The organism is Collinsella sp. HCP3S3_E5 (genome assembly GCF_052067635.1).
Taxonomy (GTDB): Bacteria; Actinomycetota; Coriobacteriia; order Coriobacteriales; family Coriobacteriaceae; genus Collinsella.
In genome coordinates, this window is sequence record NZ_JBQHQF010000005.1 from 1 (window position 1) to 15,045 (window position 15,045).

Genomic DNA, 15,045 nt, shown 5'->3' on the forward strand with positions numbered 1-15,045 from the left:
GAGTATCGCCTTGGCCATCCTGGCGGCGTCGTTCCTGTCGTTCTTGGAGGCCGAGTCGGCGGCCGACCTGGGGATCTTCGAGACCGCGGCGACGACGCACTCGACGCCGAGCCCGGCGAGCTCCCTTTGCGGGGCGAAGCCGAGGTAGCCGCTCTCGTAGGCCGCGAGCGACGGCCCGGGGAACCCATCCATCCACCCGGCGATCTCGCCCCAGGGGTTGCCGGGGAACCTCCTCGTCACGGCCTCGCCGGTGTCCGCGTCGAGGGCGCAGACGGTGGTCGACCTCAGGTGGACGTCCATCCCGAACGCGGTAGAATACTTTGGCATGGGAGCCTCCCAACCTCGTTGCGGCGCGGCTGCGCCTATGGCACTTCAACATCATTGTCGCAGCCCCGACCCGCGGTCACGAGCGGGGGCTCCTATCTTTTTAGTGCCCTCGGATTGGGTCATAGTGTCTGACTTCGCCAAAACATTGGCGTTGCCGTGGTTCAACCTGCCAAAAAGGGACAGGTTTATTTTGGCAGGTTTTATCTGGGCAAACGTTGTTGGTGCAATGGGGACTGTTTTATATGCACCAAGTTGGTGCAAAGTTGCCTGGCCCCTTTGCACCAATCAAAACGTTGCGGTGAGTGTTTTTTGGCAGCTGGTTTACTTGCTCGCGAACAGCCAGATTAGGACGATCACGAGGATTACGGTGACAATGCAGACGATTGCGCCGGTGAATTTAACGCGTGAGTCACGGGTGCGCTCGCGCACGTCGTTCTCGGCGGCTTCGAGCTGAGCCACTTCGCGCTCGGTTTCGGCACGCTCGTCCTTATCGCGAGCCAGGGAGCCCGCGAGCGATTCGGTGATCTCGGGGTGGTTGTGCACCTCGGTCGCCTGCTCGATGATCGACTGCGCATGCGCGACGTCCGCCTGGGCATTGGCGATAGCCTGCTCTTGCTCTTGACGCGCTTTGTCCTCGGTGACGATCTTCTCGCGTAATTCGCGCTGGCGCGTTGCAGCGGCCGCCTTTGCGGTCTGCAGCTCGTCGCGCGCGGCATCGGCCTCGGCCGTCACGGCCTGATGGGCGCGCTTGGCGTCGGCGATGGGGGCTTGCGCCTGCTCGACGGCGTGCTCGGCGGCTGCGAGCGAGTGCTCAAGATCGGCGGTGATGCGCGGGACATCTTCCTCGGCTTTACGCAGGGCATCAGCCGTGTCGGAGATCTGCATCGAAAGCTCGCTGGTGCGCACCGTATAGTTGGCAGGATTTGCCGAGGGATTGCGCTGCAGCTCGGCATACTCGTGACGCAGCGTCTCGAGCTGGGCGCGCGTGGCGTTGACGGTTTGTTGTGCGGCCGCAATGCCGGCGTCGCGCTCGGCCTGTACCTTGTCGCGGATGCGCTTGGAATCCTCGAGACGTCGTACGAGGCGGTTACCGGTCTCGCGCGAGCTGGCTTCGCGCGCTTCGACGGCATCGAGTGCGGCTTTGAGACGCCGCTCGGTGGCGTCGTCCTCTTCTTTTATTTGTTCGAGCTGCGCTTTGAGCTCTGTTGTCTTGGCGGCATGGGTATCGCGGCCGATTTCTGCCGCCGCAGCGGTCTTTTGAGCCGTGGCGATTGCCTGGCGCTGGTCGGCGACAATCTGGTCGTAACGCCCTGCGATATCCTGGCGCGTCTCGAGCTCCTCGCCTTGATCGGCGATGCGCTGATCAAGTTCGGCCAGGTGGGCACGAGCGTCCGCGAGCGCCTTCTTTGCGGCGTTCATCTCGCGCATGGCAGAGGCGCCCTGGGCGATAAAAGTGCCTACGGCGTTTGCTGTATTTGAGACGGCGGTTCCCAGATCGCGGCTGGCTGCAGGGGCGTGTGGAGCGGTCGGGTGACCGGCGTCGGCCGTACCCGCATCGGGCGCCTGCGACGTGGCGATATTGCCGGTGCCACCCTCGATCACGGAAAATCCGGCAGTGTGCGGGTCAACTGCATCTGCGCCAATTGTAGGGTGCTCGAGCTGTAAGAACGAAGGTACGGTGCTGCCTTGGTCGGCAACGGGGGTCTCGCCAGGCACGAAGGTCGATGCGGCCTCGGCGGCCTTCTCTTCTTCGGCGTCCACATCGGCGTCGGCCACGGCGTCTTTCATCGCTTTGACGGCATCCATCATGGAGTCCATGACGGCATCGAGCTCTTCTTCCGAAGATATCTCGATGGGGCCTGCCGCCTGTGGCGCGGGGTCCGCGTCGGGCTCGGCGTCGTTCGACTCCGGTTGCTCGCCTTCGTCATGCTCGACAGTATCGCCTGTGTCTGTTGCCTTATCCGCACCGGCGTGCGCATCTTCGGCGGATGCATCGACGGAAGCGGCGACGCAGGTAGGAGTGCTGCAGTCGTCGACGGCGTCTGCGGAATCATCAATATGCTGCTGAGTCTGGGGGTCCAGCTCGTCTGTCATAGGCATGTGCTCCTCATCGTTGATTGTCACCCTATGATAAAGTCTCGCGCCGGCATCCCGCGCGCCGCAGCAAAGTTTCAAAACGTGTTCGATGGCTCGCTTGGATAGCAAAAATTTGGCCGCTCTATTCAGTTTGCGCTTGACATTTCCTTCTCCGAAAGACGTTATGCCGTTCACCTGCCGCGGTCTTTATAATGGTTTGCGTATGAACCGCAACCAAGGAGTTCCAGTTTATGGACCAGAGCCTATTTAAATTCGACCTGATCGCCGAGGATCCGACGACGCATGCGCGTGCCGGCGTGCTGCACACTCCGCACGGCGACATCGAGACGCCGATCTTTATGCCCGTGGGCACCAAGGCAAACGTCAAGGGCATCCCTACCGAGACCGTCAAGCAGCTCGGCGCCCAGATCGTGCTCGCCAATACCTATCACCTGTCCATGCGCCCCGGCGAGGACACCATCGCCGAGTTGGGTGGCCTGCACAAGTTTATGAACTGGCATGGCCCCATCCTCACTGATTCCGGCGGTTTCCAGGTGTTCAGCCACAACGACGCCGTCAAGCTCACCGACGAGGGCGTGCGCTTTATCGTCAACGACTACGACGGCCGCCACGTGTTCTGGACGCCCGAGGACAACATGGAAATCGCCATGAAGCTCGGCTCCGACATCTGCATGCAGCTCGACCAGTGCCCGGGCTATCCCGCCACGCGCGCCTACGTTGAGCGCGCCGTTGAGCTGTCGAGCATGTGGGCCGAGCGCTGCTATAAAGCTCATACCCGCGACGACCAGGCGCTCTTTGGCATCGTTCAGGGTGGCATGCATCTGGACCTGCGCCTGCGTTCGCTGCGCCATCTGGAGGAGTGCGGTGACTTCCCCGGTTACGGCATTGGCGGCTACTCGGTGGGCGAGGACCACGAGACCATGTTTGAGACGCTGGCACCGCTCGCGAGCGAGTACATGCCCAAACATAAGCCGCGCTACCTGATGGGCGTCGGCAACCCGACGACGCTCGTGCGTGGTGTAGGCGTGGGCATCGACATGTTCGACTGCGTGCTGCCGACGCGCACCGGCCGCATGGGGACGGCGTTTTCGAGCGAGGGTCGCCTTAACTTCCGCAATGCCCGCTTTGCGCACGACGACGGCCCCATCGATCCCACCTGTACCTGCCCGGTGTGCACGGGCGGTTACAGCCGTGCGCTCATTCGCCACATGGTCACGCAGAAGGAGATGCTCGGCGGCATTTTGCTTTCGATGCACAACATCTACTACCTGCTCAACCTTATGCAGCGTGCCCGCCAGGCCATTATCGAGGGCCACTACGGTGCGTTCGTGAGCGACTGGATGAACAGCCCCGCGGCAGTGGATTACTAAGAGCTGCGGGTGCGCTTACGGGGGCGCTCGCGCGGTGTCGAGGCTACGTGCCAATCGACCGTGCGTAGCCGGCGCCGGGCATCGCATGCGTCGGCATCGGTTGCACGACCTCTGACCGATGCCTTGCAAGCGCTTGATGCATCGTGGGTACCATACCGAATGGTTGATGTTCGGGCGGGTGTTTGACGCATGGCGTCGACCCCGCCCGTTTCTATTTTCGATAGGAGTATCCCATGATTAAGAATGAGAACGTCGAGGGCGAGCCGGCTTACGACGAGACGTACCGACGCGGCCCCGTGGTTATGCGCGGCCCTATGATTCCTAAGGACAACACCTACGCCAACCTGCTGGCGCCCGAGGACTCGACTGACTGGTTGCACGCCGACCCGTGGCGTGTGCTGCGCATTCAGGCCGAGTTTGTCGATGGCTTCGGCGCGCTTGCCGAGCTCGGGCCCGCGGTGACCATCTTCGGCAGTGCCCGCACGCCCAAGACCGATCCGCTCTACAAGGCGGCGCGCACGGTCGGCCGCAAGATCGCGCAGCGCGGCGTGGCGGTTATCACCGGCGGTGGTCCTGGCATTATGGAGGCGGCCAACAGGGGAGCGGCGAGCGCCAACGGCAAGTCGGTCGGCTTGGGTATTGAGCTTCCGCACGAGCATGGGCTCAACAAATACGTGAACCTCGGCATGGACTTCCGTTACTTCTTTGTGCGCAAGACCATGTTTGTCAAATACAGCTCGGGCGCCATCGTGTTTCCCGGTGGTTTTGGTACGCTCGACGAGATGTTTGAGGTGCTCACGCTGGTGCAGACGCACAAGGTCAAGCGCATGCCGCTTGTTTTGGTGGGCAGCGAATACTGGCAGGGCCTATTCGACTGGCTCAACGGCCCGGTGATGGATGCCGGCATGATCAGCCCACTCGATCCAGACCTCGTCCACATCACCGATGACCTCAACGAGGCCGTCGATATTGTCCTGAGCGGGCTGATGTAGGGTAGGTAAAATGGGACGGGGCTAAAAAGACTGGTCTGAAACGTTTGATATCAGTCTTTTTGGCCCCGTCCCAAATGAACTGCTTCCAAGTTGCGGTGGAATAGGGATTGATTTGCGGTTGATAAGCCAAAAACAGTCCCTATTCCACCGCAAGTGGTAAAGGTGCCCCTAGTGGATGGGCTGGTAGCGGGGACAGTAGCTGATGGCGATGGCGTCGACGCCTACGTGGGTGGCGATGGTGCAGCCGATGGGGCCGGTGCCGGCGTCTACGTAGTTCTGGCCTGCGAGCGCTTGGTTGACGAGCTCCTGCTCCTCGGCGGCGCCGGTCGTGAGCACACGTACGCTGGAGCCCGGGTGCTCGGCCAAAAATGCGAGGCAATCTGCCATGGTGTTGGTGACGATGCGCTTGGCGCCACGACCCTTTTTGATCGCCTTGATCTCGCCCGATTTCCACTCCGGCGAAACGGCCAGGCGAATATTGAGCATCTGCGTGAGCTGGCCGGCGAGCTTGGGCGCGCGGCCGTTCTTAACGAGGTTCTCGAGCGTGCGGGGAATCAGCAGCAGATGGGCGTCGGGCAGCGTCGTGCGGATCTGCGCTTCGGTCTCGTCCAGGCTGCGGCCGTCCTCACGCATGGCCAGCGCGTACTCCACCAGCAGGCCCTCGGCACCCGAGCCGGTGCGCGAATCGACGCAGCGCACGTCGAGCTCGTGCGCTTCGGCCGTCAGGCTGGCGTTGGCATAGGAGGCGGACCACTCACTGCACAGCGAGATAAAAATGGCGCCATCGTGGCCGTCGGCGCGCACGCGGTCAAAGAGTGCCTTGAACTCGCCGGCGCTTGGCTGCGAGGTGTGCGGCAGCTGCCCGGATCCGGCCATGCGGGCGACGTATTCCTCGGCGGTAATCTGCACCTGGTCGAGCAGGTCTTCGCCTTCGATAATCACATGAAGCGGAATCACGTAAATGCCGAGCTCTTGGGCGCGGGCGGGGGAGATGTCCGACGTGGAGTCGGTTATGATGGCAAAAGACATAATTGCACCTTTCGTTGGGGCGCTTGCGCGCCGCCTTCTGAGAGCAAAGTGCGACAAGTATAGTAGAGTCGCTCCACATTGCTAGGTTCAATTGTTGAATAGTCAACAGGTTGAAGTTTCGGTGTGGAAATCGTCAACTGGGGGGAAGAGGGATGTCGATGGAGGCGCTGGAGATATGCAAGCGGCCGGTCGTGCTGTTTGATTTTGACGGCACGGTGGCCGATACGGGCCGGGCGGTGATGACCTCGACGCGTAAAGCGCTGGCTGCGCGCGGGTTTTCTGAGGCGCAGATGGGTGACCTGCGCCGCATGATCGGGCCTCCGTTGTGGAAGAGCTTCCACGACTTCTACGGCTTCTCGCGCGAGGAGTCGCTTGTGGTGGCCGACGAGTACCGTGCCTTTTTTGATGAGCTGGGACCGGAAGAGTACCCCGTGTTCGATGGAATTCCCGAACTGCTCGATGGCCTGGCCGCCCAGGGGCATCACTTGGCCGTGGCGACGTCGCGCATGGAGGCAAAGTGCATCGACATGGTGGGCGAGCTGGGGCTTTCGCAGTTTGAGGCGGTGGTCGGTATGAATCCGCCGCAGGGGCGCGAGACCAAGGCCGATTCGGTTCGCGATGCCCTGGCGGCGCTCGGCGCGACGGCGGACGATGCCGTGATGATCGGCGACCGCTTTAACGATGTGGAGGGCGCGCACGCAATGGGCGTGCCGTGCATTGGCATCTATTCGGGCGCGGCGGTGCCGGGCGAGCACGAGGCGGCGGGCGCCGATGCAGCGGTGCACTCGGTGGCCGAGCTTGCTAAACTTTTCGCCATCTAATGACGTTATGCGAGGGGCGGGTGTGGCCGTCGCTCATTGGTAAGGAGGTCGTCCATGAATCAGGTGGAGCAGAGCGTTACCGAGTATGTCGACGAGATCTGGGAAGATGTCGTTGCCGATATCGAGCAGCTGGTGAGCTATCCGTCCGTGGCCGTTGCTGCCCATGCGGAGCCTGGTGCGCCGTTTGGCCGCCCGGTCCGTGATGCGCTCGATTGTGCGCTCGGCATTGCGCAAAAGCTCGGCTACCAGACGAGCGACGACGAGGGCTATGTGGGCATCGCCGACATTCCCGGCCGCGGCGATAAGCAGCTTGCGACCATCTGCCATGTGGATGTGGTGCCCGCCGGTCCCGGTTGGAACACCGACCCGTTTGCGATGGAGCGCCGCGAGGGCTGGCTGCTCGGTCGTGGCGTGATCGACGACAAGGGCCCGGCCGTGTTGTCGCTCTACGCCGGTGCCTACCTGATCAAGCACGGCATTGTGCCGCGCTATACCTTCCGCGCGCTACTGGGCTGCGATGAGGAAGTGGGCATGTCCGACGTTCACCATTATCTGGAGAACCACGCAGACCCCGACTTTTTGTTTACGCCCGATGCCGAGTTCCCGGTCTGCAATGCCGAGAAGGGCCAGTTTGGGGCGACGTTTGTGAGCTCCAAGATCGACGACGGGCGCATCGTATCGTGGAGCGGTGCCGAGGCGAGCAACGCCATTCCGTCGCAGTCTATCTGCGAGCTCGCAATTGCCGCCGATGAGCTGCCGGCGCCCGTTGAGAACGCCGACCGCCTGGAGATCACGGCGCTCGATAACGGGCATGCGCAGATTTTCGCCCACGGTATTGGCGGTCACGCTTCGATGCCCGAGGGAACGATCAATGCCGTCGGCCTCATCGTGGCGTATCTGCGCGAGGCCGAGGACGCGTTTGGTGCACGCGACGAGTGCCTGCTGACGCCCGCCGAGCACGAGTTTGTCAAGTTTCTGACCTTTGCACATGCGGATGCCTATGGCCACGGCCTGGGTATCGACGCGACGAGCCCGGCGTTTGGCCCGCTCACGTGCAACCCCGGTGTTATCCGTGTGATGGATGGCCATATTGAGCAGGTCATCGACGTACGTTTCCCCGACAGCACGAGCGCCGATACCATCTGCGAGCAGCTCGAGCCGCTCGTGGGCCGCTTTGGCGTGACGTGCCGTGTGGGTCGTGCAAAGGTACCGTTCTCGGTGTCCGCCGACGATCCGGCCGTGAAGGCGCTTATTGATACCTATAACGAGTTTACGGGCAAGCATGCCGAGCCCTTTGCCATGGGCGGCGGCACGTACGCGCGCAACTTTGCCCGCGCCGTGTCGTTTGGCCCCGAGGAAACCGGCCTGGAGCTGCCCGCATGGGGCGGCCAGATGCACGGCCCCAACGAGTGCGCCAACGAGGAACAGCTCAAGCAGGCGCTCAAGATCTATATTGTTGCGATCCTCCGTTTGAATGAATTAGAGCTTTAAGGTTACGCGGTTTCCTAATCTAAGTTGCGATGGAATAGTTCCTAGAATGGGCCATTTGATGGCCAAGCAGGAACTATTTCACCGCAACTTTGTTTTTATTGGTGTAAAAGGCGGGCCATGCTTGGGGGCGGGTTTGTTATTCGTTTGTAAAGCCGAGTCGCGCTCGCGGTAAGGGTCTATCAAATGCCCGTAAGAATCCGCAGTTGGCGCGGGCACCGCCCGATCGAGGCCGTATCTTTCCAAACAGCAAAGCGGGCAGGGTGCCCGCGAGTCGCATGTATGAAAGGAAGATTATGCTCGATCAGGCTTATTCTCGTCGTCAGTTCCTCGGCCTCGCTGGTGGTCTTGCCAGCTTCGTGGGCCTCGGCCTCGTTGGCTGCGGCGGCGCAGGCGCTTCCAACGCCGCCGACAAGGGCAGCGCCGCTGCCGAGTCCGTCTCCGGCGAGGTGACCTACGACGGCGCCTCCTCGTTCCAGGCTCTCGTCGAGGCCGCTGCCGAGAAGTTCATGGACGCCAACCCGGACGTCTCCGTCTCTGGCTCGGGCAACGGTTCGGGCAAGGGCCTGACCGCTGTTGCCGCCGGTACCGTCACCATCGGTAACTCCGACGTCTTCGCCGAGACCAAGCTCGAGGCCGACCAGGTCAAGAACCTCGTCGACCACGAGGTCGCCGTCGTGGGCATGGGCCCCGTCGTCTCCAAGAGCGTGAAGGTCGACGACTTGTCCCTCGAGCAGCTCAAGGGCATCTTCTCCGGCCAGATCACCAACTGGAAGGAGGTCGGCGGCGACGACGCCACCATCGTCGTTCTCAACCGCAAGGCCGGCTCCGGCACCCGCGCCACCTTCGAGGCCGCCGTCTTTGGTGACGAGGTCGTCGACTTTAAGGGCGACGCCGAGCTCGACAAGTCCGGCGACGTCCAGACTCAGATGGCCAGCACCGACAACGCCATCTCCTACCTCGACTTCTCGCACTTCGACGACTCCAAGTTCAACGCCATCAAGGTTGAGGGCGTGGAGCCCAAGAGCGCAAACGTCACTGACGACTCCTTTAAGATCTGGGCGACCGAGCACATGTACTGCGCAAAGGACGCCGACGATGCCACCAAGGCCTTCTTGGAGTTCATGCTTTCCGACGACGTCCAGGGCAAACTTGTCGAGGAGCAGGGCTTTATCCCTGTCTCTGCCATGAAGGTCGTCAAGGACGCCAGCGGCAAGGTCTCCGCTAAATAAGTAATCGCCCCGGAAAGGTTTGCAATGGCAAAACAGCTGCCAAAGCGCGACCTTGAGAACGTGGGCCTGGGCGTCACGGGCGCGTGCGTAGCGCTCGTGACGCTTGTCGTTGCCGCGCTCATCTTTATGGTCGCCCAAAAGGGCCTCTCGGCTTTTCTCAAGGACGGCGTTTCGGTCGTCGAGTTCTTTACCGGCACCAAGTGGGACCTGGCCAACACGGCCAAAAACGGCCTGCCCTATACCGGCGCCCTGCCCCTGATCGTCACCTCGTTTGCGGTCATGGTGCTCTCCACGCTTATCGCGCTGCCCATCGCCATCGGTTCTGCCATCTTTGCGGTCGAGATTAGCCCTAAGTTTGGCTCCAAGGTGTTTCAGCCGCTTATTGAGCTTTTGACCGGCATTCCCTCGGTCGTCTTTGGTCTGGTCGGCTTTCACGTGGTCGTCGGTCTTATGAAGAGCGTTTTCCACGTGAGCACGGGCCTGGGCATCTTGCCCGGCGCCATTGTGCTGGCCGTCATGATCTTGCCGACGATGACCACCCTTTCGGTCGATGGCCTGCGTGCCGTGCCCGATAGCTACCGTCAGGGTTCGCTCGCGCTGGGCTACACCCGCTGGCAGACCATCTGGCACGTGGTACTCAAATCCGCCATGCCGTCGCTCATGACCGCGGTCATCCTTGGCATGACCCGCGCCTTTGGCGAGACGCTCGCCGTGCGCATGGTTATCGGCGGTATCGAGGCCATGCCGACGTCGCTGCTGTCGCCGGCGTCCACCATCACCACCACGCTCACCACGTCCATGGCGGTCTATGCCGAGGGCTCGGCCCAAGACGACGTCCTGTGGGCGCTCGGTCTGCTGCTGATGGGCATGAGCCTCATCTTTATCCTGATCATCCACCTTATCGGCCGCAAGGGGGCGAAGGCTCGTGGCTAGCACGCGCATTCATATCGACGAGGCGAGACTCAGGCGCGTCCAAAAGCAGGACCGCATCGCCACGGGCGTGCTGACGGCAATCGTCGCCATCGTCATGCTCATCGTCGTCTCCATGGTGGCCTATATTCTGCTCGAGGGCATCTCGACGCTGTTCCAGTCGGGATTTCTCACGCAGCCCGCGCGCGCCAACGGAACCGAGGGCGGCGTGCTCTACCAGCTGTTCGACTCGTTCTATCTGCTGCTGATCACCCTAGGTATCTCGGTGCCCATCAGCTTGGGCGGCGCGGTCTTCCTGGTTGAGTACGCGCCGGACGGCCCCATCCGCGACATCGCCTCCACCGCCATCGAGACGCTGTCCTCGCTGCCTTCCATCGTCGTCGGCATGTTCGGCTTTCTGGTCTTCTCGGTGCAGCTGGGCTGGAAGTACTCCATCATCTCCGGCGCCGTCGCGCTCACCATGTTCAACATCCCCATCCTGGTGCGCGTGATCCAGCAGGCGCTCGAGGACGTGCCGCAGGCCCAGCGCGATGCGTGCCTGGCCATGGGCCTCACCCGCTGGGAGGCCACGCTGCACATCCTGATCCCCGAGGCCATGCCCGCCATCGTGACCGGTATCGTGCTTTCGGCCGGCCGCGTGTTTGGCGAGGCCGCGGCGCTGCTCTTTACCTCGGGCATGAGCTCGCCGGTTCGCCTGAACTTCTTGAGCTTTAACCTGTCGAGTCCCACTTGCGCCTGGAACGTGTTCCGCCCCGGTGAGTCGCTCGCCGTGCACATCTATAAGATCTACGGCGAGGGCAGCCCCGAGGCCCAGCAGATTGTTTGGGGCACCGCGGCACTGCTGATGATCTGCGTGCTGCTGTTTAACGTAGTCGCCCGTATCGTGGGCAAGCAACTGGCAAGGAGGATGACGGCCGAATGAGCGAGATAAATGAAACGCCCGCAACCGAGGTGGCCGCGTCCGAGACCCAGGACTTTTTGTCGAGCGTGGGGGAGAGCGAGAAGCGCGTGCGCGTAAGCGGCAAAGCCGTGAGCGACGAGGTCGTGCTTTCCACCAAGGACGTCAACGTGTACTATGGCGACCACCATGCGCTGCACGATACGTCGCTCGACTTTCACAAGGGCGAGATCACGGCGCTCATCGGGCCTTCGGGCTGCGGTAAGTCGACCTTTTTGCGCAGCCTCAACCTTATGAATCGCGAGATTCGCGGCTGCCGCGTGGAGGGCGAGATCAACTACCGCGGGCGCAACGTGAACACCAAGACCGAGAACACCTACGAGCTGCGTCGCTCCATTGGCATGGTGTTTCAGCAGCCCAACCCTTTCCGCAAGTCCATTCGCGACAACATCACGTTTGCGCCCAAACGCCACGGCATTACTGACCGCGACGAGCTCGATCGCATGGTAGAGGAAAGCCTGCGCGGCGCGGCGCTGTGGGACGAGGTCAAGGACAAGCTCGACAAGAGCGCCTACGCGCTTTCGGGCGGCCAGCAGCAACGCCTGTGCATTGCGCGCACGCTGGCGCTCAATCCCGATGTGATTCTGTTTGACGAGCCCTGCTCGGCGCTCGACCCCATCTCGACGCTGGCAATCGAGGACCTGATGTCATCGATTGTTGCCGACCGCGCCATCGTCATCGTGACGCACAACATGGAGCAGGCGTCGCGCGTGTCCAACCGCACGGCGTTTTTCTACATGGGCGATATGGTCGAGTACGACGAGACCGACGAGATTTTCCAACGGCCCAAGGATAAGCGGCTGAATGATTACCTCACCGGCATGTTCTCCTAGTCCGGGACATGCTTGAGGCCCGCGGCGGCCATGGTTGCCGCGGGACTGATTGGAGAGGCGGGTCATCTCTTGCGGGAGATAGCCCGCCTTTTTGTGTCGTGTGCGGCCGTCGACCTACCAAAAAGGGACAGGTTTATTTTGGCAGGTTTAACGTTTTACCACGGAGTGCCCTTGGACTGCTCTGACGTTTGACCAGATAAAACCTGCCAAAATAAACCTGTCCCTTTTTGGTAGGTTTTGGGGCGGGGCTCGCTGCTATCATGGACAACGTTGAATTTCTACGAAGGAGCAGGGCATATGGCGATTCTTTTGGGATGCGATTCCGTCAGCCTAGAGTTTCCCACCAAGCATATTTTCGATAGCGTGACGCTCGGCGTGGACGAGGGTGACCGCATTGGCATCGTCGGTAAAAACGGCGACGGCAAGTCGACGCTGCTGAGTGTGCTCGCCGGCACACTGGAGCCCGACGACGGCCGCGTGACGCATCGCCGCGACACGACGATTGGTTTGCTCGGCCAAAAGGACAACCTGGTCGATACCGACACCGTGCATCATGCCGTCGTCGGCGACACGCCCGAGTACGAATGGGCCTCGAGCCCGCGTACGCGCCAGATTCTGGCTGGCCTTATTAGCGATGTGCCCTGGGAGGGCACGGTGGGCGAGCTTTCGGGCGGTCAGCGCCGCCGCGTGGACCTCGCGCGCCTGCTGATCGGCGACTACGACGTGCTCATGCTCGACGAGCCCACCAACCATCTGGACATGCGCACCATCAACTGGCTCGCGCGTCACTTAAAGGCCCGCTGGCAGCGCGGTCAGGGCGCGATGCTCGTGGTCACGCACGACCGCTGGTTCTTGGACGAGGTCTGCACCAGCATGTGGGAGGTCCACGACGGCCAGGTCGACCCCTTCGAGGGCGGCTACTCGGCCTACATCCTTCAGCGCGTAGAGCGCGACCGCATGGCCGCCGTTACCGAGGAGCGCCGTCGCAACATGGCGCGCAAGGAGCTCGCGTGGCTGAGCCGCGGCGCACAGGCGCGCTCCACCAAGCCCAAGTTTCGTGTGGAGGCCGCTCGCGAGCTCATCGCCGACGTACCGCCCGTGCGCGACGAGCTGGAGCTCAAGCGCCTCGCCGTGAGCCGCCTGGGCAAGCAGGTTATCGACGTGGTCGACGTGGACGCCGGCTATGCCGATACCGACGGCGCGCCCAAGCAAGTGCTCTCCGACGTGACCTGGCTCATTGGTGCGGGCGACCGCTATGGTCTTTTGGGCGAGAACGGCGCCGGCAAGTCCACACTGCTCGATGTGATTCAGGGCAAGATCGCGCCCCTGCGCGGCCGCGTGAAGATTGGCCAGACGGTGCGCTTTGGCGTGCTGTCGCAGCAGCTCGAGGAGCTCGAGCCCTACATGGGCGACACGATCCGCGAGGTGCTCAGCAACTACAAGAAGTACTACGTTATCGATGGCAAGGAGACCTCGCCCGAGAAGCTCTGCGAGCGTCTGGGCTTTACGACGCAGCAGCTCTGGAGTCGTATCGGCGATCTTTCGGGCGGACAGCGCCGTCGCCTGTCGCTGCTGCTGACGATCCTGGACGAGCCCAATGTGCTCATCCTGGACGAGCCCGGCAACGACCTGGATACCGACATGCTGGCGATTGTCGAGGACCTGCTCGATGGTTGGCCCGGCACGTTGATTCTGGTAACGCATGACCGCTTTTTGATGGAGCGCGTGACCGACCAGCAGTGGGCGCTGCTCGACGGCCACCTGACGCACATGCCCGGCGGCGTCGACCAGTACCTGCGCCTGTGCAACGCCACCGCCGAGGGCGAGCCCGTGGGTGCGCCGAGCGCCAAGACCGGCACGTTTGACACCGGTGCCGCGGCAGCTGCGGCCGAAAAGCCCAAGGCGAGCGGTCAGCCCAATGGCCTTTCCAACGCCGAGCGCCAGAAGCTCCGCCGCGAGGTGAGCTCGCTCGAGCGCAAGATGGAGACGCAGCGCGCTCGCGTGGAGGAGGCCGAGGCCGCGATGGCTCAGGTCGACCCCACCAACTACACGGCGCTGGGCGAGCAGCAGGCAAAGATCGACGAGGCTCACGCCGCTATGGACGAGCTGGAGATGGCGTGGCTCGAGGCGAGCGAGAAGCTCGAGGGCGAGGAGTAGACGAGGATGATCAAAGCCGCGTTTTTCGATATCGACGGCACGCTACTGAGCTTTAAGACGCACCGGATTCCGGCGTCGGCGCAGCAAGTGCTCGACAGCTTTCACGAGCAGGGGATTACGTGCGTGATCGCCACGGGTCGCCCGACCTACCAGATGCCCGATTGGCTGTTCGACTTGGGTTGGGATGCGTACATTACGCTTTCGGGCCAGCACTGCTTTGATGCCGAGGGCGTCTACCGCAGCTGTCCGATTGATCCGGAGGACGTTGCGGTGATTGTGGACCAGGTGGCCGAGGGGCGCTACGACTCGCTGTGCATGCAGGGCGAGAACTCGTTTGTGAACCGCCTGTCCGAGCGCGTGGTGACGGCCGGTAACAACGCGGGAATCGTCTACCACGAGGAGCCGTTTGAGCATGCCTTCGATGCGCCGGTTTACCAGTTTTGCGCCTTTGTGGATCCTGCCGACGAGCATATCGTGACCGATGCCGTGTCGCATTCGCTCACCACGCGCTGGTGCGACCTGTTCTGCGACATTATTCCGGCCAACGGCGGTAAAGACCTGGGCGTGGCGGCGACGCTGGAGCGCCTGGGCATCGACGCGAGCGAGGCGATCGCCTTTGGCGATGGCGAGAACGACCTGTCGATGTTTGCCTCCGTGGGTACGAGCGTGGCCATGGGCAACGCGCAAGACACGGTAAAGGCTGCGGCGAGCTACGTGACGACCGCCGTGGACGACGACGGAATTTACAACGCCGTAAAGCACTTTGGGCTGCTATAGCTGCGGCTCGGCACTTGGGGACGTTCCTTTTCTG

Annotated in this window: 12 protein-coding genes and 1 pseudogene; 10 read left to right on the forward strand and 3 right to left on the reverse strand. The window is 62.3% G+C overall.

Annotated features, from left to right (window positions below):
- A pseudogene (locus ACTM82_RS02425) lies at positions 1-327 on the reverse strand (IS110 family transposase); the annotation flags it as partial.
- A 321-nt stretch (positions 328-648) separates the two neighbouring features.
- Entirely contained in the window at positions 649-2,421 is a 1,773-nt protein-coding gene (locus ACTM82_RS02430; protein ID WP_441054107.1) for a hypothetical protein, read from the reverse strand.
- 233 nt (positions 2,422-2,654) lie between these two features.
- Here ACTM82_RS02430 and tgt point away from each other — a divergent pair, with 233 nt between their 5' ends.
- Complete coding sequence (gene tgt / locus ACTM82_RS02435) at positions 2,655-3,794, forward strand: tRNA guanosine(34) transglycosylase Tgt (protein WP_441041950.1); 1,140 nt, start codon at positions 2,655-2,657, stop codon at positions 3,792-3,794.
- Positions 3,795-4,027: 233 nt separating this feature from the next.
- On the forward strand, positions 4,028-4,786 hold the full coding sequence (locus tag ACTM82_RS02440) for a TIGR00730 family Rossman fold protein (RefSeq protein WP_154515782.1): 759 nt from the start codon (positions 4,028-4,030) through the stop codon (positions 4,784-4,786).
- A 168-nt stretch (positions 4,787-4,954) separates the two neighbouring features.
- Here the strand turns inward: ACTM82_RS02440 and ACTM82_RS02445 are convergent, their stop codons facing one another.
- Entirely contained in the window at positions 4,955-5,815 is an 861-nt protein-coding gene (locus tag ACTM82_RS02445) for a DegV family protein (RefSeq protein ID WP_441054105.1), read from the reverse strand.
- 158 nt (positions 5,816-5,973) lie between these two features.
- Between ACTM82_RS02445 and ACTM82_RS02450 the strand changes: the two genes are divergently transcribed.
- From ACTM82_RS02450 to ACTM82_RS02485, 8 genes are all read left to right on the forward strand, one after another.
- Entirely contained in the window at positions 5,974-6,636 is a 663-nt protein-coding gene (locus ACTM82_RS02450; protein ID WP_441054103.1) for an HAD hydrolase-like protein, read from the forward strand.
- A gap of 54 nt (positions 6,637-6,690) precedes the next feature.
- Positions 6,691-8,127, forward strand: coding sequence for a M20 family metallopeptidase (locus tag ACTM82_RS02455; RefSeq protein ID WP_441054101.1), 1,437 nt, complete (start codon positions 6,691-6,693; stop codon positions 8,125-8,127).
- Between the two features lie 293 nt (positions 8,128-8,420).
- Positions 8,421-9,356, forward strand: a complete 936-nt coding sequence (locus ACTM82_RS02460) for a phosphate ABC transporter substrate-binding protein (protein ID WP_441088507.1) — start codon at positions 8,421-8,423, stop codon at positions 9,354-9,356.
- A 24-nt stretch (positions 9,357-9,380) separates the two neighbouring features.
- The gene (gene pstC / locus ACTM82_RS02465; protein ID WP_427795762.1) at positions 9,381-10,289 is read left to right on the forward strand and encodes a phosphate ABC transporter permease subunit PstC; all 909 of its coding nucleotides are present in this window, start codon (positions 9,381-9,383) and stop codon (positions 10,287-10,289) included.
- Entirely contained in the window at positions 10,282-11,208 is a 927-nt protein-coding gene (pstA, locus tag ACTM82_RS02470) for a phosphate ABC transporter permease PstA (RefSeq protein WP_441054096.1), read from the forward strand. Before pstC ends, pstA begins: the two co-directional genes overlap by 8 nt.
- Positions 11,205-12,077: a phosphate ABC transporter ATP-binding protein PstB gene (gene pstB, locus ACTM82_RS02475; protein ID WP_441041962.1), complete on the forward strand. Its 873-nt coding sequence runs from the start codon at positions 11,205-11,207 to the stop codon at positions 12,075-12,077. The genes pstA and pstB overlap by 4 nt, the downstream gene beginning before the upstream one ends.
- A 297-nt stretch (positions 12,078-12,374) precedes the next feature.
- Complete coding sequence (locus ACTM82_RS02480) at positions 12,375-14,234, forward strand: ABC-F family ATP-binding cassette domain-containing protein (protein ID WP_427794612.1); 1,860 nt, start codon at positions 12,375-12,377, stop codon at positions 14,232-14,234.
- A gap of 6 nt (positions 14,235-14,240) precedes the next feature.
- On the forward strand, positions 14,241-15,011 hold the full coding sequence (locus tag ACTM82_RS02485) for a Cof-type HAD-IIB family hydrolase (protein WP_441054094.1): 771 nt from the start codon (positions 14,241-14,243) through the stop codon (positions 15,009-15,011).
- The last annotated feature ends 34 nt before the right edge of the window (positions 15,012-15,045 follow it).